This is a genomic window from Spirosoma gilvum (assembly GCF_054776815.1).
Genome location: NZ_BAAHBH010000008.1, coordinates 176,285 through 199,440, shown reverse-complemented (window position 1 = coordinate 199,440; position 23,156 = coordinate 176,285). Strand labels below are relative to the sequence as shown.

At 51.1% G+C, this 23,156-nt stretch carries 12 protein-coding genes; 5 read left to right on the top strand and 7 right to left on the bottom strand.

Annotated features, from left to right (window positions below; genetic code table 11):
- Positions 1 to 24: 24 nt before the first annotated feature.
- The 7 genes from ACYVFD_RS21360 to ACYVFD_RS21330 all read right to left on the bottom strand — a co-directional run bounded on the left by ACYVFD_RS21360 (position 25) and on the right by ACYVFD_RS21330 (position 13,636).
- Positions 25 to 1,794 (bottom strand): L-lactate permease, encoded by a 1,770-nt coding sequence (locus tag ACYVFD_RS21360; RefSeq protein WP_461092531.1) that lies wholly within the window; start codon positions 1,792 to 1,794, stop codon positions 25 to 27.
- A 314-nt stretch (positions 1,795 to 2,108) separates the two neighbouring features.
- Positions 2,109 to 4,418 carry a GH92 family glycosyl hydrolase gene (locus ACYVFD_RS21355; RefSeq protein WP_461092530.1) on the bottom strand — a complete coding sequence of 770 codons (2,310 nt, stop codon included), beginning with the start codon at positions 4,416 to 4,418 and terminating at the stop codon, positions 2,109 to 2,111.
- Positions 4,419 to 4,423: 5 nt separating this feature from the next.
- The gene (locus tag ACYVFD_RS21350; protein ID WP_461092529.1) at positions 4,424 to 6,718 is read right to left on the bottom strand and encodes a GH92 family glycosyl hydrolase; all 2,295 of its coding nucleotides are present in this window, start codon (positions 6,716 to 6,718) and stop codon (positions 4,424 to 4,426) included.
- Positions 6,719 to 6,868: 150 nt separating this feature from the next.
- Positions 6,869 to 8,308, bottom strand: coding sequence for a RagB/SusD family nutrient uptake outer membrane protein (locus ACYVFD_RS21345; protein WP_461092528.1), 1,440 nt, complete (start codon positions 8,306 to 8,308; stop codon positions 6,869 to 6,871).
- A 32-nt stretch (positions 8,309 to 8,340) separates the two neighbouring features.
- Positions 8,341 to 11,823 carry a SusC/RagA family TonB-linked outer membrane protein gene (locus tag ACYVFD_RS21340; protein WP_461092527.1) on the bottom strand — a complete coding sequence of 1,161 codons (3,483 nt, stop codon included), beginning with the start codon at positions 11,821 to 11,823 and terminating at the stop codon, positions 8,341 to 8,343.
- A 21-nt stretch (positions 11,824 to 11,844) separates the two neighbouring features.
- Complete coding sequence (locus ACYVFD_RS21335) at positions 11,845 to 12,858, bottom strand: FecR family protein (RefSeq protein WP_461092526.1); 1,014 nt, start codon at positions 12,856 to 12,858, stop codon at positions 11,845 to 11,847.
- Between the two features lie 79 nt (positions 12,859 to 12,937).
- The gene (locus tag ACYVFD_RS21330) at positions 12,938 to 13,636 is read right to left on the bottom strand and encodes an RNA polymerase sigma-70 factor (protein ID WP_461092525.1); all 699 of its coding nucleotides are present in this window, start codon (positions 13,634 to 13,636) and stop codon (positions 12,938 to 12,940) included.
- Between the two features lie 574 nt (positions 13,637 to 14,210).
- On the opposite strand from ACYVFD_RS21330, the gene ACYVFD_RS21325 reads away from it, so the two are divergent.
- The 5 genes from ACYVFD_RS21325 (at position 14,211) to ACYVFD_RS21305 (ending at position 23,115) form a co-directional block, all read left to right on the top strand.
- Complete coding sequence (locus ACYVFD_RS21325; protein ID WP_461092524.1) at positions 14,211 to 14,762, top strand: gluconate 2-dehydrogenase subunit 3 family protein; 552 nt, start codon at positions 14,211 to 14,213, stop codon at positions 14,760 to 14,762.
- A 100-nt stretch (positions 14,763 to 14,862) separates the two neighbouring features.
- Positions 14,863 to 16,572 carry a GMC oxidoreductase gene (locus ACYVFD_RS21320; RefSeq protein ID WP_461092523.1) on the top strand — a complete coding sequence of 570 codons (1,710 nt, stop codon included), beginning with the start codon at positions 14,863 to 14,865 and terminating at the stop codon, positions 16,570 to 16,572.
- Positions 16,573 to 16,826: 254 nt separating this feature from the next.
- A complete protein-coding gene (locus tag ACYVFD_RS21315) occupies positions 16,827 to 19,007 on the top strand; it encodes a hypothetical protein (RefSeq protein WP_461092522.1) in 2,181 nt (726 codons plus the stop codon).
- 54 nt (positions 19,008 to 19,061) lie between these two features.
- Positions 19,062 to 21,248, top strand: a complete 2,187-nt coding sequence (locus ACYVFD_RS21310) for an alpha-amylase family protein (protein WP_461092521.1) — start codon at positions 19,062 to 19,064, stop codon at positions 21,246 to 21,248.
- Between the two features lie 97 nt (positions 21,249 to 21,345).
- Positions 21,346 to 23,115, top strand: coding sequence for an L-lactate permease (locus tag ACYVFD_RS21305; protein ID WP_461092520.1), 1,770 nt, complete (start codon positions 21,346 to 21,348; stop codon positions 23,113 to 23,115).
- Positions 23,116 to 23,156: the final 41 nt, after the last annotated feature.

Genomic DNA, 23,156 nt, shown 5'->3' with positions numbered 1-23,156 from the left:
CTTCAGGATAGGCTTTATTGGGTATCAGTCGACCAGTGTCGGCACGTTGGGCTTTTTCTTTGCCCTCGTCAGCACAGCCACCGACAGTATTACCAGGAGGGCAACAAGTCCAATCAAATATGTATAGCCTTTCGATAAGTCAGGTGTAGCTGCAGATTTGGACCCAGAAATCATTTCATAGACGGGAATAATCCACTTGAACACATAGGCCTGCGCCAGCGTGAGCACACAGATGAAACCCAGCATGATGAAACTGTGCTTGACCGTGAATCGGAATAAATCCGACTCCTTACCCACCAGATCACCGGCCGCAGCCGCTACCGCAATCGACTGGGGCGAAATCATCTTACCAACCACACCACCCGATACATTGGCCCCCACACTTACCACCGGATCAACCCCAATCGATTGGGCCGTCGCATATTGTAGCTTGCTGAACAAGGCATTCGCCGAGGTATCCGAACCGGTGATGAATACGCCCAGCCACCCCAGTACCGGTGCGAAAAAAGGAAACCAGCTCCCTGTACTGGCCAGTACCCGCGCCAGGGTGAGGGTAATCCCGGAGTCGTTGACCAGGTAGGCAAAGCCCAATACCGAGGCAACCGTCAGGGTTGGAAAGCGAAGCTGATGCAGTGTAGCGCCCAAGACCTGTAACCCCTGCCGATAGGTCAGCCCGACCAGCGGGATCGCCACCAGTGAGGCAATCAGAATGGCCGTACCAGCCGCCGAGAGGTAGTTGAACTTGAATATTTTAGCCAGCAGCGTCCCATCCTGACCCTGAATGGCATTGTGCAGACCCGGAAACTCGAACTGAAGCTGCCCGTGAGCATTCAGCACATCCTTGATCGATTGCATCCCCCAGAAAATGACCATGATCGTCAGGATCAAAAACGGACTCCAGGCCCGCAGTAACTCCCCCCCCGAATACTGAATCGAGCTATCGAAGGTAGCAGCCGGTTCGTTGGCAAACCGCCAAATCGTTTTGGGCTTCCAGAATCGCAGAAACGTCATCAAACAAATAATCGACCCCAGTCCGGCAATCACATCAGGTAGGGCAGGGCCCAGAAAATTGGAAGAAAGGTATTGCAACAACGCAAAAGCTCCTCCCGAAACCAGCACGGCGGGCAGCACCTCCTGCGCTTTTTTGAAACCGGCAATAATGGTCACCAGGTAAAACGGTAGAATCACCGACAGAATGGGCAGGGTACGGCCCACCATCTGGGAGATGGGCAGTTCAGGAATGCCCGATACCTGGGACGCGACGGTGATGGGAATACCGATGGAGCCGAAAGCAACGGGCGCGGTGTTGGCAATCAAACAGATGCCGGAGGCATACAGGGGATTGAAGCCGAGTCCGACCAGCATGGCGGCTGTGATGGCGACGGGGGCGCCAAATCCAGCGGTACCTTCCAGGAAAGCCCCGAAGGAGAAGGCGATGAGCAGGGCCTGAAGCCGTCGGTCGGAGGTGATGGAGGCCATGAAGTGTTTGATGATGTCGAACTGACCGGCCTTGACGGTGAGGTTGAAGAGGAAGACGGCCATGATCACCAGCCAGCAAATGGGAAACAAACCATAGAGTGCTCCGTGTAAAATTGAAAGGCCAGCCAGTTGAACGGGCATTTTATAAACGGCAATGGCAATGACCGCAGCGATACCAATAGCAATCAGACTGGCCTGATAGCCTTTCATCTTTCGGATGATAAGCGCCCAGAAGATGAACAGAATAGGCAGAACAGCCACCAGAGCCGAAAGAACCAGATTATCAAACGGGTCTATTACTTGTTTCCAGACCATAGTTAAATGAATTAAAACAAATGGAACACGGATTATTATGATCCGTTATGATCAGTTATGATTTTTAGTAGCACTACTAAAAATCTATTGTCAACCAGTGTATTAGCCCCATAACAATCATAATAAATACAGGGTAAACTAAGCTTTTGACTATTTTTTGTCATTCCGACGAAGGAGGAATCTTCGGATAAGTATTGTGTTTGCTCCTTCATCCGAAGATTCCTCCTTCGTCGGAATGACAAAAAATTTAGATGACAGTGTACAAATCATAATCATCTACAATAGCCACTTCGACTAAGAACGTACTCAAAAACTCAGTTTTGCATGTCCCACTTTTTGTCGGTTTTCTCGCCCATGTCCAGCACTAGCGTGCCGCCCTGCATCAGTTCGTCATGGGTAAACGAAAGCGAGGTGAGTGGCTTACCATTCAGCGTAGCCGACTGGATGTATTTGTTGGTACGGGACGATTTGGGAGCCGATATAGTAAATGTCTTGCCGTTTGGCAGCGCTACACTGACTTTGGTAAACAAGGGGCTGGTGATCGAATAGCGGGGAATACCGGGCGTAGTCGGATAAAAACCCATCGCCGAAAAAACCACAAATGAAGACATTGACCCACCATCTTCATCGCCGGGAACCCCAAAGATGGTATCCTGGAACCAGGTGTCCAGCAGCAGTCGGGTGTACTTCTGGGTTTTCCAGGACGCGTTGGTGTAGTTGAACAGGTAGGGAATAAAAAACGTCACCTGATTGCCCATCGCAAACTGACCGATCATGCCCGTCTGGTTGGGCCACATTTCCCAGAAAACCGGCTTACTCTTTTCCATGCCTTCGCGGAAAAGCTGATCCAGGTTCTGCTCCATTTTTTCGGGGCCACCCATCAGTTCCCGTAAACCCGGCAAATCCTGCTGAGCATTCCACATGTAGCTCCAGGCGTTGTTCTCGTTGTAATAATCGAATCCGTTATGCCCCCCGTCGAACTTCGGATCGATGTCGATCCAGTTGCCCTGCGCATCTTTCGGAATGAACATGTTGTATTTGGGGTTCCACAGATTCCGGTAGTTCTGCGTCCGGGGGGAATATTTGGCGTAGACGCTTTCGTTACCCAGCGTTTTGGCCATCTCGCTCAAGGCCCAGCTATCGTAGCAGTCGCCCAGGGTTATGGCTACGGCCGACCGTTTCTGACCGGGTTTCTGCGACGCAAACGCATCGGTTTCTTTTTCGCCGGGGCGCAGGGCCGGATAATAGCCGTTCTTCGCATAAAAATCTTCCAGGTCACCTTTGGGGCCGTTACGAAACGGGAGCATCGTAGCCTGTTCGGCATTTTTCAGCATCCCTTCGAACGCGGCTTTGACATCAAAATTTCGGATTCCCTTGCGATAGGCATCTAAAAACACGACGCTCGATTTAAACCCAAACATACCAGGCCGATCACCGTAAGGCTTTGGGTATTCAGGCATCCAGCCGCTCTCCTTGTACATCCGCACGTAGGATTCCAGCATATCGGCTTCGCCTTTCGGATTCAGGATAATTTGCAGTGGGTGCAGGGCCAAGTAATTGCCCCAGGTGTAATCGTCGGTGTAGAACGGACGCGGATCGGTATGCACCTGCTTGTCGTAGCCGCTGTAGTATTTTCCGCCTTCGGTCATATCGACCATACGAGCGTAGCAACGGTAGAGAGATGTATAAAATGTGCGTTTCTGGGCTTCGGTCCCACCTTCTATGGTGATTTTTCCGATGGCTTTGGCCCAGGCAGCCTGTCCATTCGCTTTCTGCTGGTCGAAGCTGACACCGTTGAGTTCGGCCTCCAGATTCTTCTTAGCCTGTTCAACGCTAATGAACGAAACCCCATACCGAAATTCCACGACCGGACCGTCCGATTCCGAATAACTGGCGTAGGCCCGCTCACCCGGTATTTTTTTCGGTTTTTCGGGAACACCACTCACGGTGTAGCGTCCCCAGTCTTTTTCGCCGTCGCGCTTGCCGGTTTGCGGTTTGCCTGTAAACACACCGTACAGGTACGCCATACCCTTCTGCTCATGAATGCCATCGTTCACAAACTCAGTACCCACAATATCATTTCCATTCTGAAAGTCATACTTACCGTTGGCGTAATTATGCGATAAGAGCAGATTTTTCTTGACGCCAGCCGGAAAGGTAAATCGGTAAATTCCTGTGCGGGCACCCGGTGTAAACTCCAGCAGAATGTCATCGTCGGTCAGTTTAACGGAGTAGTACCAGGGCCGCGTCACTTCCAGATCATGGTCGTAGGTTAACCGCCGGAACCAGGCCGTATCCGCTAAAGCACCTTTGGCGGGTTTAATAGCAAACACCATCTGGGGCGTAATGATATTCTGCGACAGCATCGGAAAATCCGTGATCTGCATGTCGAGGTGGTCCTGCCGATGCGGAAACACGCGAACCATCTGATTCGGTAGATGTGCCACCGGCCGATTCGTATTCAGCAACGGGGCCACGTTTCCAATGGTCGGGTCGATGTGGTTCAGAGCCGGATTGGTCGGTTTGCCGTTTTGCGCCCAACCGATCTGGGTTGCTAAAACGCTTAGTAGCAAACCGGTCAGCCCTCGCTTTATGCCTGATTGATTGCGTGTTGAGGTCTTCATGAGGGTTAATAGATTATCTCCCATTTTTTGTCGGTCTTCTCGCCCATATCCAGCACCAGCGTACCGCCCTGCATCAGTTCGTCGTGGGTAAACGAAAGTGATTTCAACGGTTTGCCGTTCAGTGTGGCCGACTGGATGTATTTATTGATCCGGGAGTTGTTCCGGGCAACGACCGAAAAGGTTTTGCCATTAGGCAAGGCAACACTGACTTTGGTGAACAGCGGGCTGGTGATCGAATAGCGGGGAATACCGGGCGTGGTCGGATAAAAACCCATCGCCGAAAAAACCACAAACGAATTCATGGAACCGGCATCTTCATCACCCGGCACGCCAAAGATGTTGTCCTGGAACCAGGTATCCAGCAGCAGTCGGGTGTACTTCTGGGTTTTCCAGGGGGCATTGGTGTAGTTGAACAGGTAGGGAATGAAAAACGTCACCTGATTGCCCATTGCAAACTGACCGATCAACCCGGTCTGATCAGGGAATTTCTCCCAGAAAACCGGTTTTGGACGATCGGCACCTTCACGAAACAGTTGGTCGAGGTTCTGCTCTACCTTGTCGGGTCCACCCATCAGTTCGGTCAGTCCTTTGATGTCCTGCTGCACATTCCAGCGGTAATTCCAGCCGTTGTTCTCGTTGTAATAATCAAGCCCGGCATGCCCTCCATCGAACTTCGGATCGATTTCAATCCAGTTGCCCTGGGCGTCTTTGGGCATGAAAAAGCTCGTTTTCGGATAGAACAGGTTTTTGTAGTTCTGGGCGTAAGGGGCAAACTTTTGAGCTACCGGCTGATTCCCCAACTCTTTGGCTAATTCGCTCAAGGCCCAGCTATCGTAGCTGTTTCCCAGCGTAATCGCCACCGCCGACCGCTTTTGTCCCCGCTTCTGTGAGGCAAACGGATCGGTTTCGGTTTCGCCCGGTCGCAAAGCCGGATAATAGCCTTTGGCGTAGTAAAAATCTTCCAGTGCGCCTTTAGGTCCGTTTCGGGAGGGCAGCATCGTGGCTTGTTCGGCATTTTTGAGCATCCCTTCCAGCGCCGTTTTGGTGTCGAAGTTGCGGATTCCTTTTCGGTAGGCATCCAGAAACATCACACAGGATTTGAAGCCAAACATACCCGGCCGGTCGCCATAGGGTTTGGGATACTCGGGCATCCAGCCGCTTTCCTTGTACATCCGCACGTACGATTCCAGCATGTCAGCTTCCCGGTCTGGGTCCAGAATACAGCGTAACGGATGCAAGGCCAGGTAGTTACCCCAGGTGTAATCGTCGTTGTAGAAGGGCCGCTTGTCGGTATGAACGGTCTTGTCATAACCGCTATAATATTTCCCGTCCTCAGTCATATCGAACATACGGGCATAGCAGCGGTAGAGGGCCGTATAAAAACTCCGTTTCTGAGCCTCAGTCCCCCCTTCCACCTGAATCCGACCGATCGTTTTAGCCCAGGCTGCCTGCGCTTTGGCTTTCTGCTGGTCAAAACTGACACCATTCAACTCAGTTTCCAGATTCTTTTTCGCCTGTTCGACGCTGATGAACGAAACCCCATACCGAAACTCCACCACCGGACCGTCTGACTCCGAATAACTCGCATAAGCCCGCTCACCCGGTACTTTTTTAGGTTTCTCCTGCGTGCCCGTCACGGTGTAGCGGCCCCAGTCTTTTTCGCCGTCGCGCTTGCCGGTTTGTGGTTTGCCGGTGAATACGCCATACAGATACGCCATGCCCTTCTGCTCATGAATGCCATCGTTCACAAACTCGGTACCTACAATAGCGTTTCCATTCTGGAAATCGTATTTACCGTTGGCGTAATAGTGGGATAAGAGCAAGTGTTTTTTTACCCCGGCCGGGAACGTAAACCGATAAATACCCGTACGAGCGCCCGGTGTAAATTCGGTCAGGCTATTGTCGTCGGTAAGTCGAACCGAGTAATACCAGGGATGTATCGTTTCAAAATCGTGATCGTAGGTAAGGCGTCGGTACCAGCCCGTGTCGGCCAACGCGCCGGAATACGGTTTGATGGCAAAAATTAGTTGGGGCGTAATAACGTTCTGCGACAGCATTGGGAAGTCCGTAATCTGCATGTCGAGGTGGTCCTGCCGCTTGGGGTAGATGCGCACCATCTGGTTGGGCAAATGCACCACCGGCCGATTGCTGTTCAGCAAGGGAGCCACATTACCAATAGTTGGGTCAATGTACTTTAATCCATCTGCTGTATTCGGTTTCTTCTGGCCAAAGCTCACCTGACTACTCATCAGGTAACTAACCAGGGCAAGAATGACGAATGAGCTGATATTTCGTTTCATAACTGAAAAGAGGAAGGTTCGGAAAATGGGTTTGATAGTCGCCCTCACCCCAACCCCTCTCCCAGAACAGGAGAGGAGCTAAGAAGTAGAGTCCTTCTTTTAGTCCCCCTCCCCCGTTTTGGGAGAGGGGCTAGGGGTGAGGGAAAACAATCAACTATAGCCCGGATTTTGGGGTAGAACCGACGGGTTATTGATAATCTGAATTTCGACCAGTGGAATGGGGAACAGAGCGTTGAATGGCTTGTAACCCAGTGGCCCAAGCACCGTTGCGAGCCGGTCTGTACGAGCCAGATCGAACCAGCGAACGCCTTCCATGGACAGTTCGTAGACGCGCTCGTCGTATATCTTAGCCCGAAGCTGGTCTTTCGTCATGGTCGTGTAGGCTGGCATTTTGGCCCGTGTACGTACCTGATTCAGATAGGTAAGTGCCTGATCGGTTTTGCCATTCTCATTGAGGGCTTCGGCATACATCAGTAACACATCAGCATAGCGAATTACTTTCCAGTTGGCTTTGCTGTCGTTCAGCGAATTGGTAGCGGCCAGGTATTTTTTGGTAAACGTAGCAATCTGTAAAAAGCCCTGAAACACCCCATTGTTATCCGTGTACCCTTTGGCTACGGTAATGTCGCGCCGGGGGTCTTTCGGGTCGAAGGAGTCGAATAGCGCCAGCGTGGGGGTGTTCTGCTCCCCAGCCCCGCCTTTTACGCCGTAGAACGCTTCAGCGGCTGAGTTGGCCGATTTGGGCAGAAACTTATTCGAAAAACCGCTACCCGCTCCCAGGTTACCGTCCTGATATTCAATATCGAAGATATACTCGCTGTGGTGTTCGTCTTTAGTGTAGTCGAACAGATCGCTGTAGTTTGGCAGAAGCGCGTACCCCAGTGTGGTTACTTCCTGAAGCTTAGCTTCGGCTTTCACGAAATCCTTGCGAGTCATGTACACACGCCCCAGAATCGCTTTGGCCGCTCCTTTAGTCGCCCGACCAACATCGACGCCCGTGTATTTGGCCGGTAGCTTCGTTTCGGCATCCATCAGATCCTTGACGATCACCTCATCATAAATCTTATCGACCTTCTCCCGAACTTTCGTGTAGCCTTCGTCGGCGGTTGTGGGTTTGATATTGAGCGGCACATCGCCAAATATACGGACCAGATCAAAGTAGGCAAACGCCCGCAGAAACTTGGCTTCACCCATATGCCGATCTTTGTTCGTCACCACAGCCGGGTCGGCCGTTTCCAGTTTCGACAGAACCAGATTGGCCCGGTTAATGGCACTGTAATAGTTGCGCCAGGTCGAGATCATCAGGTTGGCATCGCTGTTCATGTTGAACTTATCGACCGACACCAGGAAGGCATCGTTGCCCAGTGCGTGCCAGGAATCGTCGGCCCGCAGGTCGCCAAAAATCCAGAAGTCCTGATACTGATTCCGCAGCATGGCATAAATACCGACCACAGCATCCTGGAAATCTTTATCCGTTTTGTAGACGGCATCCACGCTCACAGTGGAAATGGGGTTCAATTCGATGAAACTCTTTTGACATGATGTGGTAAGCACCGATGCCAGCGTAAGTAGACAAATTATCTTTTTCATTTGGCTAAGTCGTTTAGTTGTCGAGATACGGTTCAAAATCCTACATTCAAACCAATCATCAGGCTTTTGGGCAGCGGATAATCGTTGGCCTCTACCCCCGGCGTCAATGGATTTTCGGTCGTACTGACATCCGGGTTGAACGCCGTATTCTTCGTAAAGATGAATGGGTTGTTGGCGTTGACATATACCCGCAGCGAGTTCAGCTTGAGCTTTTGAGTAATGGTTGATGGAATCACGTACGCCAGGGTGATGTTGTTGATCCGCAGGTAGGTACCTGTATCCAGAAACAACTGACTCGGCAGGCGAACACCGCCCGTTGGCGTATCGTTGGGGCGAGGGGTTTTGCCATCACCGGGATCCTGCTCCGACTTCCAGTAGTTGTTGCTGAACGCATAGCCTCTCACCCGTGCCCGGCCGCTGTTGCCACCACCCCGCGAGGTGTTGTAAACCATATTCCCTTTTGATCCTTGCAGACTGACGCTTAGGCTTAGGTTTTTATACGTAACCCGGTTGGTCATGCCGTAGAAAAAGTCGGGATAAGGCGAGCCCATGATGGTTTTATCAGCATTGGTGATCACCCCGTCGCCATTGATGTCGACAAACCGAATATCGCCTACGTGCGAGCGGTCACTGCCACCTGGGTTATAAATGGGTCCCCGGTCCAGTTCGGCCTGCGTTTTGAAAATCCCGTCGACCAGCCAGCCATAGAACATACCGATGGGCTGCCCAATCATGGTTACGTTGTTGCCCGAATAGATCGGATCGCCCTGAGGGCCTAACTTGACCACTTTGTTGCGGTACGTAGACAGGTTAAAGTCAGTCGACCATTTGATTTTCCGATCGACGTTGACCGTTCCCAGTACGAATTCCCAGCCTGTGTTTTTGACCTCACCAATGTTTTGCAACGCCGTGCTGAAACCCGTGTTGTTTGGGATATTTACGTTCAGCAGCAGGTTGGTATTGCGTGAAGTAAAATGGTCGATGGAAGCCGTGATTCGACTATTGAAAAAACTAGCGTCGACACCAAAATTGAGCGAAGTCTGCGTTTCCCAGGTCAGGCTGGGATTGGCAATCCGGCCAGGTGCAATAGCTGTGGCTACGCTGTTGCCCAAACCATAGTTTTCGTAGCTGACAGTAGCGTATTGGTCATAGTTGCCAATGTTGTTGTTGCCCGTTACGCCATAGCTGGCCCGCAGTTTCAACTCGGAGATCTCGCGTCGGTTTTTCAGGAAATTTTCATCCGAAATCCGCCAGGCAACGGCCAGCGAGGGGAAAATACCGTATTTGTTCTCAGTTCCGAACCGGGACGAACCATCCGTTCGAATCGAAGAGGTCAGGTAATATTTGCTGTTGTAGTTGTAGTTGACACGTGCCAGATACGACATCAGCGACCATTCGTAGATGTTGGCGGTTCCGTTGGTGATCAATCCACCCACAGCACTCAGCGTAGGTACCAGGTTGTTCGGAAACTTATTGCTCGTCATCGAGCTGGTTTCGCCCCGTTCTTTCTGTGCCGTAAAACCCGCTAAGGCAGCAATTGAATGTTTATTGATCGTCTTATTATAGTTCAGGGTGTACTCCGTCAGCCAGTTGGTGATCAGGCCCGCGTTGTCCGAACCGGTGGGCAGTTCGTTGGCAAAATAGGCCCGTTGCGGGCGGAAGTACATGCCTTTGTTATTCAGCAGGCTACCCCCCAGGAGTACATTGAATTTTAAATCATTAATGATCTGGTATTCCAGATTAATATTCCCCAACAATCGGAGGTTTTTCTGTGATGTGATAGTTTCCTGAGCTACGGCTAGTGGATTGTAGATGTCGGCCATATCGGCCAGACCGGCATAATTAAAATAACTTCCGTCGGGATTCACTAACGGACGGAAATTGTGAACCTGCAAGGTAGATGCTACTATACCCAGTGTACTGGCCGTACCACCACTCACGCCCGTTGAAGGCAGAGAACGCAGCTCTGTATACGCAGGGTTTACGCTTAATTTTAACGCTAATCGCTTTGTTAGTTGGGCATCGATATTGCTTCGGATCGAATACCGCTTAAAACCGCTATTGATGATAATCCCGTCCTGATTGAAATATTCGCCACTGACCGCATACCGAACGTTCTCTGACCCACCCGTAGCCGATAGCTGAATCTGGCGCTGAGGAGCCGTAATCAGGACTTTGTTCAGTGAATTTTCGTCGGTCGTGTTCCGGCCTTCCAGCACATCCATGATGATGGCCGGTACGGGCGTTGCCCAAGACGTTGGTGGTCCCGTTACGTCTTTACCTGCATCCAGGTTTTTGTTGCGCATGCCATCGTAGAAGAACTGAGCCTGTTCTTTCGAATTCTTCATGATGGGCACTTTCGATACACTCTGCCAGCCGTAGTAGGTGTCGAGCGTAATGTTGGCTTTACCGGCTTTACCGCGTTTGGTGGTGATAATCACAACCCCGTTGGAACCACGCGACCCGTAAATAGCCGTGGCAGATGCGTCTTTCAGAATATCCAGTGTTTCAATGTCGTTGGGGTTCAGGGTCTGGATATTATCGGTGGGAAAGCCATCGACCACATACAGCGGACTGGCCCCGGCCGAAATACTTCCAATACCCCGTACGCGGATTTGTGGAGCGGCACCTGGTTCACCCGAAACAACTTTTACCTGAACCCCGGCGACCCGTCCGGCCAGCCCCTGTTCGATTCGGGTGACACCCAGGTCTTTGATTTCTTTGTTACTGATTACCCCAACGGAACCGGTCAAATCCTTCTTTTTAACCGTACCGTACCCCACAACGACGATCTCATCGAGGGTTTTGTTATCAGCTTTCAGCGTAACATCGAGGGTGGTCTGATTACCCACGGCTACTTCCTGCGCCAGATAACCTACGTAACTGAAAATCAGCACGGCGGATGTGTTCGGCACATCCATTCGGTACTTTCCCAGCGCATCGGTGGTTGTTCCCTTCTGAGAACCTTTAATGACGATACTGACACCAGGCAACCCCTCACCCTTATCGTCTACTACTGTACCCTGAACCGGAATGTCAGCTAGTTTAGCCTCTGCAGGCAATTTTGCAGGAAGCGTCATGGCCGATTCGCGACTATCGGTTTCTTCAGGTTTGTTCGGAATTTCCTGAAACGAGGTAGGTGTTTGGCTACTGCTGGTTTCAGCCTTGCCAGCCGGCTCTTTTGTCATCACTACATACCCACCATTTCGCACTTTCTTATACCGTAAGCCAAGCGGTTTCAGCACAGCGTTGAGGTTCTGCTCAATGTTTGCATTGAAGTTGATGGTATTCTCGGTCACGACCATGCCTTCTACATTCCGGTCGAAAAAAAGGATATCGACTTCGTAATGGTCCTGCAGCTTTTTGAGGACTTCTTTCAGCTTCAGCGAAGCCCCTTTCGGGTAGGCCTCCCGTTGCTGAAGTTGTTGAGCTTTGGCCAGCACCTGCGAAAATCCCGGCCGTACTCCTCCCAGGACTACTCCGAAAAGGAGTAGCAGACGTATGAGTTTTTTCATAATTAGTTAAGGGGTTCTTGGTTAATGATTTTGGGTTATAATGATGGTATCGCCTTGTTGTCGGTAGTTCAGGTTGGCTATACTCGTCAAGGTCTCAAGCAACTCATCGGCACTATAGGCTTTAAAAGCCCCCGAAATGGTCTCCTGAGCTAGTGCCTTGTCAGGAATTTGCAGCACAATACCGTAGTTTTCTTTAAACAAGGTGCCGATTTCAGCCAGTGTAGTCCCGTCAAATGTAAAGCGGTGCTCTTTCCAGGAACTATAGTTTTCCGGTTTCTCGGTTAGTTTTAAACTCACTTTCCCGGTATTGTCGAAGGTAACCAGATTACCAGGCTTCATAGTGAGTTGTTTATTCGTCTGCCCTTCCTGATAAAACAGCCGCACCTTGCCTTTATTGAGCACCACTTTTTTGGTCTGCTCGCGGGTATTCACCATAAACTCCGTACCCAGCACTACCACTTCAAAATGCTTATCGGTCCGTACCACAAAGTTCTGATGATCAGGCAAGTGCTTAATGGAGAAATCGGCTTCGCCCGCCAGCACTACCTCACGCGTTTTCTGCCCAAAGCCAAATCGGGGTACCCGCAACGACGAATTGGCATTCAGTGTAATCTGACTCCCATCGGCCAGTGTCAGCGATCGTGTTTGCCCAAAGCCGGTTTCGAAGGTGGTGTAGCGAATCGAATCCCTGAACAAATACCCACTGGCGAGGAGGAGTAGACTAACCGAGGCCGCTACCAGCCAGCGATACCAGGTTGAACCTAGCGGGTGTATAACAGGCTCTTCAAGTGGTGTGGATTCAGTATCTACTTCTCTGGCTACTCCATCGAGCATCCGCTGCCGATGCCGATCCAGCGCTTTTCGGTCGTCGGCAATGAATTGCGGATTTTGACTCTCCCACATAGCCAGATACTCGAAAAACAGCTCGCGGTTATCCTCTTCTTTCGCCCACTCGTCAATAGCCTGCTTTTGCAGGGCCGTTGCCCGGCCTGCAAAGTAGTTGAGAAGCGATTCTTTTGATACCTGAGTTTTCATCAATAAAATGTTAATACTATCATGACGATTTCAACACGAAAACTACGTAGTCATCATAATGAAAAATACGGATTCAAGGCTAAAGCTGGCTTAACAGGCATATAATTACTAACCATTTATCTTTCAACGTATTCCTGATTTGCCGCATGGCCTGAAACAGATGCGCTTCAACGGTTCGTAGCGACAACTGGAGTTCATCCGCAATTTCCTGGTATTTTTTACCTTCGAATCGGTGCATAATATAAATCTGCCGACGCTTCACAGGCATGGCGTTGATGGCATTTTCGACGTCGTGATACAACTCTTCATACTGGGTAATCGAATCCGGGCTCTGGGTTTTATGAGCGGGCATCAGCTCCGCATTTTCCAGCGACGTATTATGCCGCATTTCGGCCCGTACGTAATCGAACGCCCGGTTGCGTACGGCAGTGAACAAGTAAGCCCGAAACGAACTCGTAATGGTCTGGTAGCGCGACTCGGCCTGAAATTCATAAAAAATATCCGAGACAATATCTTCGGCGATGGCTTTAGATGATACATACCGAACTGCATGGCTACACAATAGGGCATAGTATTGCCGAAATAGCAAACTGATACCGCGTTCAACGTCTTCCTGAAAGGCTTTCCGCAGGAATAATTCATTATCCCATCCGGCCTTTCCAGACGATGGCGGGCCTGTTTCTTCCGATTCCTGAACCGTCAATAGCCCCGGTTCAGGCCGTTGTCTAAGTGGCAGGACTTGTCCCATCTCTACGGGTAACTGAAGTGGGTGGTTCATCTGATTTTTTCCTCTACGAATGATTCCTTACTGAGCCACTGAATCGTCCTTTGAACTAATAACTTCTCTTGGTAAAGACGATGAGCCGCCCGAAAACACTTAGTCCGTTTTCATTATTTTTTCAAAAAATTGAATTTAACGGTGCAGAAAGCAATTTAAGAGAGGAAAGGTCATTGGTGCTTAACGCTATCCAATGGGTTGACGTGGTGAGGCAGGTAAGCTAAATGGTACAGCTAACGGCAACTTTTTTCAACAAAAGCATTGCTGCGCCAATATATCCTCAACATGTGGTTTAAAAATTTAGTCCATTGTTTTATCTGGTCGCACGGGTCGAGCTGTAGCAGCCCTGAACAGCAAGAAAGATCAGATTCGACTGGCCAACACGCTGACCGACAATAATCTGGTATTCCAGGCCTACAAAGCCAGATTGATATGAATAAAGAAAAAATTAAGCAGAATCCGGGGTATTAAAATCGCCTGACGGCCTTTTAAGTCAAATCATCGAACAGGATGGTGTCGCAGGTAAAGCTCCGACATCACACCGTAACGAATCAACCGAAATCAAAAGCATCACATGAACAGACGGGAAGCCCTAACACGAGCAACCTGGATACTGGGGGGCACCCTCTCAGCACCGACCCTACAGGCCATGAATCGCTGGGAACAGCTTGTTTCGAGCGGTCGGCCCCAACGAATCGGCTCATTTCTGACCGAAACCCAACGCGAAATCGTGGCCCGAACTGCCGAACTGATTTTACCCCGCACCGACACACCGGGGGCAATCGATGCCGGTGTTCCCGACTTTATCGACCTTATGCTGCGGGATTGTTACAAAAAACCGGCTCAGGATGCCTTCCTGACGGGCTTAAGTGACCTGGAGCGCAAGAACTTCCTGACGATCAGCCCCGATCAGCAAACTGCGCTGCTCAAACAGGTAGAAGCCGATGCTCAAACGTCAACGTCGCCCACGTACTGGCTCATTACCAAAGAGTTGACCCTACTGGGCTACTTCACGTCGGAACCCGGCATCAAGGCCTCCTTCGATTACCAGCCCATTCCCGGACGGTTCGAAGCCATCAAAATCAAACCCGGCCAGAAAGACTTCATGTACGGCAATCAAGTATAGTATTAGGAGCGAGGAGCGAGAATCCATCCGGCAGCATTTTTTTGCGTCAGCATTCTCACTCCTCGCTCCTAATACTTCACTCCTCACTCCTGAAAAAAATATGAACCTGAATATCAAAGCAGACAAAGCGCAGACCTACGACGCCATCGTTGTTGGATCGGGCATGACGGGCGGCTGGGCGGCTAAAGAACTTACCGAAAAGGGGTTAAACGTGCTCGTACTCGAACGGGGGTATGAACTGAAGCACGTGGCCGATTACAAAAACGCCATGAAAGACCCCTGGGAGTTTGCGCACCGGGGTAAAATCACGAATGTAGCCGCCGAAGAACACTATGCGACCATGTTCTTCTCCGCCAAAGAAGGCTCGCAATACCTATTTACCAACGATAAAGAAAATCCATACATCCAGAAACGCCCGTTCAACTGGATTCGGGCTTATCATACAGGTGGCAAGTCACTGTTGTGGGGCAAACATACTTACCGCTGGAATCCCCAGGATTTTCTGGCCAATGCCAAAGAAGGCATCGGAATCGACTGGCCCATCCGATATGAAGACCTGGTTCCCTGGTACACCTACGTGGAAAAATTTGTGGGGGTCAGTGGTCAGGCCGAAGGGTTGGCCGTTTTACCCGACAGCTATTTTCTGCCTCCCATGGCGATGACGGCACCTGAGCTTCATCTGAAAAAATCCGTAGCGCAGAAGCTGAACCGACCCATTACGATTGGCCGGGTCGCTCACCTGACCAAAGCGCAACCGCAGCATCTGGCCGTCGGCCGAACTGATTGCCAGTTTCGGAATCGCTGTACGCGTGGCTGCCCGTATGGGGGTTATTTCAGTTCGCTGGCCGCTACTCTACCAGCCGCCCGGAATACGAACCGACTGACGATGGTTCACAATGCGATCGTCAAAGAAATCCTGTTTGATGAAAAGACGCAGAAGGCCAAAGGCGTACGGGTTATTGACCAGAATACGCTGGAAGTACGAGAGTTTTATGCAAAAGTTCTTTTCCTGAACGCGGGTACCATCGGCTCTACGTCGCTTCTGATGAACTCGAAATCAGCCCGTTTTCCGAATGGACTAGGAAACGATAGCGAGCAACTGGGCCGGAACCTGATGGACCACCACCTGGCCATTGGAGCTCGTGCCGATGTGGAAGGTTTTGAGAATGACTATTACTTTGGTTCGCGTCCAGGGAGTTTATACATTCCGCGTTTCCGCAACTGGGGGACCGACAAACGCAGCTATCTCCGGGGCTTTGGCTACCAGGGTGGTGCCAGCCGGGCCGACTGGTCGCGGGGGGCAGCCGAAACGGGCTTTGGTGCCGATTTTAAAAACCAGATGACGAAACCTGGTCCCTGGAAGTTTAGCCTTACCGGATTTGGCGAAGTGCTTTCCAACCCGAATAACCGATTCTATCTCAGCGAAACGGAGAAAGATAAGTGGGGCCTACCTCAGCTTGTATTCGACGCTGATTTTGGCGAGAACGAGCTGGCGATGCGGAAGGATATCATGAACGATGCCGCCGAAATGCTCGAAGCCGCCGGATTCAAAAACGTAACGCCCTATGATAACCCGGTAGCCCACATGGGACTGGGGATTCACGAGATGGGTACAGCGCGGATGGGTAGAGACCCTAAAACTTCGGTACTGAACAAGTATAACCAGGTACATGCCTGCAAAAACGTGTTCGTAACCGATGGTTCGGGTATGACCTCATCCTCCAACGTAAACCCATCGCTGACCTATATGGCACTGACAGCACGGGCCGCCAGTTATGCCGTTGCCCAATTGAAAGCACGGAATTTATAACAGAACCCTCGCCCTATCACCCCATTGCTTTAGCTATGGGTAGGAAAAGTAGAAGGGGTCTCTGCAACCGTTCCAACGGTTTAACGCCAGTAAACCGTTGGAACGGTTCATTTTGATGGAATCGATTGGTAGAGCCCCACAGCTAAAGCTGCGAGCTGATAGGATTGATTTTGTTGATTATTCTTTCAAAGCAAGGTGGATTTAAGCCTCCTCGTACCCGTTATTCCTCATTTTCCCTACGATCACGCTACGGTATGACTGGTCAATTCGTTCGTTTCGGGTTAGTGACACTGATTTTCTGGCCAATGCTGTTGTTCGGGCAGGCCAGAAAATCAATGCTGACAATTGCTTTCGACACTACCAGCAGCCCGATTCGCTTTGGCGTTGATCATTTGAAAAAAGCCCTCCGGCAGGCTGGTTATCCGGTTGATAGAAAGTCCGTTAACTCGGCTGCTACTATTACCATTCGGGTGGTGCCTGCTCAGGCAAATTCATCCATTCGGGAGGAAGGTTATCGAATTAGCTACCAGGCTAATCAACTCCAGTTAACAGCCACCAATGCAACGGGAGCGATGTATGGCGCCATGGAAGTTGCAGAACAGATTCGGATGGGGAAAAACTGGAAATCTATTAGCACCAAAACGGTAAACCCCCATTTTACGGTCCGGGCGCTGAAGGTTAATCTGCCGTGGTCGTCGTACCGAACAGGTCGGGTGATGGATGTGCATAAAGAAACCTGCCGGGATTTGGCCTACTGGCAAAAGCTACTGGATCAGATGGCCGAGAACCGCTTCAATGTTCTGTCGCTCTGGAACGTTCATCCCTTCTCGTTTATGGTAAAGCCAACCCATTTCCCCGAAGCCAATACCTTTTCAGCAAAAGAGATGGCCGACTGGAAGCGCTTTTGGACGGGCTTGTTTCGAATGGCTAAAGAGCGGGGAATCGATCCGTACATTGTCAACTGGAACATTGCCGTTTCACCCGAATTTGCGAAGCATTACGGGGTCAACGAACGGAACGATACCTCTGCCATTGTCAAACGGTACACGCGCGAAGTGGTAACACAAGTCATCAACGAGTATCCTGATCTGGCTGGCATCGGCATTACCCTGGCCGACTGGATGAGCAACTTCAAAGCAGTAGGCTCTACTCTACCCGATATGACGCCCAAAGACCGGGAAGACTGGCTCGAAGAAACCATTGTAGCGGGTATCAAAGCTGCCAATCGACCGGTTAAGTTTTTGCATCGTTCTGTCCTTTCCGCCGATCCAGCCGAGATGCGACGAGTGATCAACAATGCCCATTTGCCCGATACCACTCTGGTCGAGATCAAATTCAACTGGTCACACGGTCATTCGACTCCATCGTTTCTTCTAACGCATGATTCACATTCAGGCAAACGTGACGATGGCTACTGGAATCCATTACCCAGCAACTACCGCATTGAGTGGATGATTCGGAATGAGGACTTTTTCATCCTTCGGTGGGGCCAGCCCGATTTTATTCGTCGGCATATTGCGCAGAATACAGCTCCGCATGTGAATGGCTATTTCGTTGGCTCAGAAGGATATATTCCAGCCAAAGACTATTCCCATATCGATAACCCACACCGAACCTGGACGTACGCGTTCGAAAAACAGTGGTTGTTTTATCAGCTCTGGGGCCGTCTGCTCTATGACCCTCAAACGCCCGATGCGGTATTCGAAGCTGGTTTTGCCAGTCGCTACGGGGTCAAATCTGGGAAACCAATGCTGGAAGCTATCGCTGCTGCCAGTCAGATGCCCTTACGACTTGCCTCCTTTTTTGCATCGACCTGGGATTATACGCTCTATTCGGAAGGCTTTTTATCTCCTTTTTCAGCCGGTAAAGGGTTTCAGGATGATGTGTCGGCATTCATTTCCATCAATGAACTGATCGAACACCAACCCTTAGATCCAACCTACCTGTCGATTAAAGATTTTGCCGCTTTAAAGCAGGCAAATAGCTCCCTACCAGCCGGTAAAATTAGCCCACTAACCCTGGCCAATTGGCTGGATACTGATAGCAAAACGGTTCTGGCGAATGTTCAGCAATTACGGCCGGGTGCTTCCCCGACGCTAGCCTGTGAGCTGGCCGATCTGGAAACCTGGGCTTATTTGAGCCGGTATTTTGCCGATAAACTTCGGGCTGGGGTGGCTCTACAAACGTACCGGCTTTCGCAGAATAAAGCGCACCAGCAGGAAGCCATTAGCCTGTTAACCCGATGTCTCACCCATTGGCGTACTGTCAGTGCTATTACCACTAGTCATTACCACGAGGTGCCCTACATCGATGGGTATGTCTCGAAGGAAAAGGCTTTCAACGATGCCCGAACCTTCAGTTGGTCCAAATACGTACCGCAGGTGGAACGCGACATTCAGTTAGCCGAAGCGGGCGATCTGGTTGGTCGCCAGTAAAACATAGTTGTAACGATCCTATAGCCTTACCGTGAGCGAAAGCTCCTGCAATTCATGGAACGACGAGATTTCATAAAAACTAGTAGTCTTCTGGGCGGTGCCTATGCCCTTTCGGATCCTTCCGTTCTGGCCAACCCATCCACGCTGGTTCCTACCGTAGCCCCTACTGAAACCTACTGGCTCGACGGCCCGATGCGCTGGGTACAACTTGCCTTTGTGGAGCGTGACCCCGGCCACTACGATCCCGATTTCTGGCTGAACTATTTCAAACGCATTCATGCCGATGGCGCGCTACTCAGTGCCGGTGGTATCGTCGCGTTTTATCACACTCAGATTCCGCTGCACCACCGCAGCGATTTCATGGGCAACTCCGACACACTGGGTTATCTGGTGGAAGGTTGTCGCAAGCAGGGGATGAAAATCATGCTTCGGACCGACCCCCACGCTGTCCGGCAGAATGTGTACGATGCACATCCTGAATGGATTGCAGTCACGGCCGATGGTCAGAAACGCCGTCACTGGGCCAATCCAGAGCTTTGGGTAACCTGTGCCCTCGGCCCTTACAGTTTTGATTTCATGCCCCTGGTCAACAGAGAGATCATGGAGAAATTTCAGCCGGAGGGTATTTTCTCAAACCGCTGGCATGGCCATGACACCTGCTACTGCGACAACTGCCAGCGCAACTTTAAAGCCTACTCCGGACTGGACTTACCCCGGAAAATCGATAAACTCGACCCTACCTATCGCAAATGGACCGAATGGCGTATGAAGCGGCTCCGCGACGTGTGGGCAACCTGGGACGAGGGCATTCGTAAGGTTAAACCTACGTCGCGATTTATACCTAATGGTTTCCCCGACAAGGTTATGACGGGCAAAGAGGCCGACCTGTTCTTCGCCGACCAGCAGGCTCGCCGAGGTCTGATTCCACCCTGGGCCAATGGCAAAGGTGCCAAAGAACTTCGCTCGACGCTGGGCATGAAACCCCTGATTGGTATTTTCAGTGTGGGCATTGAAGAAGAATTCCGCTGGAAAGATTCCGTGCAGAGCGATGCCGAAATTCGGATTTGGGTCGCCGAAGGAACCGCCAATGGCATGCGTCCCTGCTTTGTAAAATTTGGCGGTGATATTTACGACAAACGCTGGATGGAGTCCATAGCGAAGGTGTACGAAGGCTACTACAAACATGAGAAATACCTCCGCAATACCGCACCAATGGCTCGGGTGGGGTTGGTCTATTCCGAACAAACTGACCGAAATTATGGCGGAAAGCCCTGGCAGCAGAAAAGCGGTGACCACCTCGACGGCATGTACCATACGCTGGTGGAACACCGTATCCCGTTCGATATGGTCAACGATCGACTCCTTTCAGCCGATGATCTTAAGCGGTTCAAACTGTTGATCCTGCCCAATATTGCCGCTCTTTCCGACACGCAGTGCAAACAGATACAGGCTTTTGTCGATAAAGGGGGTAGTGTGGTGGCTACGTTCGAAACCTCATTATATGATGAAGAAGGCAAACAACGAACGGATTTTGGGCTGGCCAGCCTGTTTGGTGTATCGTACGACCAGAAGGTAGAAGGCCCGATGCGAAACAGCTACCTGCATCTACAACAGGGCACTAAAGACAGCCAGACTCAAATGATTCTGAAAGGACTGGACGATACTCCCCGCATTATCAACGCCATTTACAAAGTCGATGTAAAGCCAACAGCAACCAATTTTCCCAGTCCGATAACGCTCATTCCAACCTACCCCGATCTGCCGATGGAAGATGTTTATCCGCGCGTACCACAGACCGATACCCGAGAATTGTACCTGCGTCAGGTTGGCAAGGGCCGTGTGGCCTACATTCCCGGTGATCTGGACCGATCGTTCTGGCAACTGCTTAGTATCGATCACGGTCAACTGCTTGGCAATGTGGTAAACTGGGCGTTGGATGAAGAGCCGGTTGCTACCGTCAAGGGTCCGGGTGTGATCGATGTACACGTATGGCGGCAGGCTAACTCCATGACCGTTCACCTCGTCAACCTGACCAATCCCATGATGATGAAAGGGCCGTTTCGAGAGTTGATTCCCGTGGAAGCACAGGTTGCTGTTCCGGTCCCAGCGGGTGCGAAAGTAGCGGGTGTGAGATTACTGATGAGTGATCAAAAACCTAAGTTTGAACTAAAGGGCGGCAAAGTAATGGTCTCGGTCCCCAAGATTCTCGACCACGAAATCGTCGCTCTGGATCTGGCCTAGTGAGTGGTGTCGGTTTCTCAAAACCGACATTCCGCGTCAGCAATCATGTCGGTTTTGAGAAACCGACACCACAAAACGAACATAACCATTTCAAATCATGGTCTGGAAACAAGTAATCGACCCGTTTCACAACATCACCTTATCGGTACTGGTAGCTGCCCTGCCCATCCTGTTTATTTTCTGGGCACTCATTATCCGTAAGATGAAAGGCTATCAGGCCAGTCTGATTGCTATCGTCATTGCTATGGTTATCGCCATTGCGGTTTATGGCATGCCTGTCAAACTCGCCTTGCTTTCAGCTACGCACGGGGCACTCTATGGCTTGTTTCCCATCTGCTGGCTGGTGATCATGGCTGTCTTCCTCTTCAACCTCACCGTTAAGGCCGGTCAGTTCGACATCATCAAACACTTCATGGCCTCCATCACCTCCGACCGACGGCTTCAGGCCCTGCTCATCGCCTTCTCCTTCGGGGCTTTCCTGGAAGGTACCGCTGGATTTGGCGCCCCCGTCGCCATCACAGCCGCCATGCTGGTGGGACTCGGCTTCAACCCCCTATATGCGTCCGGCATCTGCCTGATTGCCAACACCGCTCCCGTTGCCTTCGGCTCCATCGGTATTCCCATCACGGTCGCTTCCCAGGTGTCGGGCATTCCTGAACTACCCATCTCCCAGATGGTGGGACGAACCCTGCCCATTCTGTCGGTGATCCTGCCGTTTTACCTGGTGACCATTATTGCCGGTTTTAAGAAGGCGCAGGAGGTGCTGCCCGCCGTGCTGGTGTCAGGAGGAGCTTTTGCTTTATTGCAGTGGTTTTCGTCGAATTACCTGGGGCCTGCCCTGCCCGATGTGATTGCCGGATTGGGGTCAATCATCTGTTTGATGACGTTCCTTCGCGTCTGGAAGCCCAAAACCATCTGGCGGTTTGCCAACGAACCAGCGGCTACTTTCGATAGCTCGATTCACTATTCGGGTGGGGAGTTACTGCGAGCCTGGAGCCCATTCCTGTTGCTCACGATCATGGTCATTTTCTGGGGGATGCAGTCGATCAAGGACGTGCTCAATGCCCACGGACAACTTCAGTTCGAGTTTCCGGGTCTGCATCAGGCTATTCAGGGTCAGGACGGTACGTTGCTGGCTAAAGTCTTCAAGTTCAACTACCTGTCGGCGGCCGGTACGGCCATTCTGATTGCGTCGATGGTAGCGATACCATTAGTTGGGCTGACCTATGGCGAAGGATTGAAAGTCTTTGGGGCTACGCTCCATCAGCTTCGGTTTCCCATTCTGACCATCGCATCAGTTTTGGGTTTTGCCTATATCGTCAATGATTCCGGGATTACACTTACGCTAGCTGATGCGCTTGCCAAGACGGGCAGTTGGTTTCCGTTTTTTGCGCCGGTACTGGGATGGCTGGGCGTATTCATCACCGGGTCGGATACCTCGGCTAATGCCCTGTTCAGCAAGTTACAGTATGCCACGGCCCAATCCATTGGGGTTGATCCAGTGGTGAGTGTGGGGGCCAACGTGTCGGGTGGGGTGGTTGGTAAGATGATCTCTCCCCAGTCGATTGCGGTGGCGGCTGCGGCTGGTGATCTGGTGGGCAAGGAGTCGGATTTATTCCGATTCACGGTCAAGCACAGTTTCATTATGCTGGCTTTCATCTGTGTGCTCACGCTGGCGCAGGCCTATGTGTTCAAATGGATTATTCCCGTCTACGAGATGCTTACAGGCTCAAAGGCAGCAGCAACTCCCGACTTATCCAAAGGCTATACCTATCTCATCGGTCTGGCTATTCTTCTGGCCGTATTAGCTACCGTGGTTCTGGTAAGTAACAAGAAAAAAGCACAAACTCCTGATTACGCAAACTAAGTACTAAAGGGTCCTTTTTCAGTCTATGATCGTACAGGCCA

Bases quoted from the DNA above. Each gene is read 5' to 3' on its own strand.
- ACYVFD_RS21360 (WP_461092531.1), bottom strand. From the start codon at position 1,794: ATGGTCTGGAAACAAGTAATAGACCCGTTTGATAATCTGGTTCTTTCG.
- ACYVFD_RS21355 (WP_461092530.1), bottom strand. From the start codon at position 4,418: ATGAAGACCTCAACACGCAATCAATCAGGCATAAAGCGAGGGCTGACC.
- ACYVFD_RS21350 (WP_461092529.1), bottom strand. From the start codon at position 6,718: ATGAAACGAAATATCAGCTCATTCGTCATTCTTGCCCTGGTTAGTTAC.
- ACYVFD_RS21345 (WP_461092528.1), bottom strand. From the start codon at position 8,308: ATGAAAAAGATAATTTGTCTACTTACGCTGGCATCGGTGCTTACCACA.
- ACYVFD_RS21340 (WP_461092527.1), bottom strand. From the start codon at position 11,823: ATGAAAAAACTCATACGTCTGCTACTCCTTTTCGGAGTAGTCCTGGGA.
- ACYVFD_RS21335 (WP_461092526.1), bottom strand. From the start codon at position 12,858: ATGAAAACTCAGGTATCAAAAGAATCGCTTCTCAACTACTTTGCAGGC.
- ACYVFD_RS21330 (WP_461092525.1), bottom strand. From the start codon at position 13,636: ATGAACCACCCACTTCAGTTACCCGTAGAGATGGGACAAGTCCTGCCA.
- ACYVFD_RS21325 (WP_461092524.1), top strand. From the start codon at position 14,211: ATGAACAGACGGGAAGCCCTAACACGAGCAACCTGGATACTGGGGGGC.
- ACYVFD_RS21320 (WP_461092523.1), top strand. From the start codon at position 14,863: ATGAACCTGAATATCAAAGCAGACAAAGCGCAGACCTACGACGCCATC.
- ACYVFD_RS21315 (WP_461092522.1), top strand. From the start codon at position 16,827: ATGACTGGTCAATTCGTTCGTTTCGGGTTAGTGACACTGATTTTCTGG.
- ACYVFD_RS21310 (WP_461092521.1), top strand. From the start codon at position 19,062: ATGGAACGACGAGATTTCATAAAAACTAGTAGTCTTCTGGGCGGTGCC.
- ACYVFD_RS21305 (WP_461092520.1), top strand. From the start codon at position 21,346: ATGGTCTGGAAACAAGTAATCGACCCGTTTCACAACATCACCTTATCG.